Source organism: Dysgonomonas sp. 25, from assembly GCF_010501075.1.
Classification (GTDB): Bacteria; Bacteroidota; Bacteroidia; order Bacteroidales; family Dysgonomonadaceae; genus Dysgonomonas.
In genome coordinates this window covers 1-352 of the sequence record NZ_QVMN01000040.1, presented here as the reverse complement: position 1 = coordinate 352, position 352 = coordinate 1, and the positions used below count along the sequence as shown (strand labels likewise).

At 39.5% G+C, this 352-nt stretch carries 1 protein-coding gene; it reads left to right on the top strand.

What is annotated here, in order from left to right; genetic code table 11:
• The coding region (locus D0T66_RS16120) for a transposase (RefSeq protein ID WP_163358326.1) at nt 1–352 on the top strand (352 nt) is incomplete at both ends.

Here is a 352-nt window from a genome sequence, read left to right as displayed (position 1 = left end):
TTGTACTAGAATTTCCAGCACTAGAATTCTGTACCGGTGAAAGGGTGGCGGCCATCGATTTTGGGATTAACAATCTTGCAACCATAGTATCCACAGGTGATATTTGCCAAGTATACAAGGGCGGGATTATCAAATCAAAGAATCAATGGTTTAATAAAGAACGAGCTAGACTTACATCCATTATGACAAAAGGCCACCAAACGAAGCAAAGAGTAACTTCAAAGCGACTTACGAGGTTAAGTAAAGATCGCCATTTATTTATCCAAGACTACTTTCACAAAGTTAGTAGAGATATCGTCAATGCCTGTGTAAGAGATAGCGTAGGAACGCTAATTCTTGGAGTTAAGCAAGG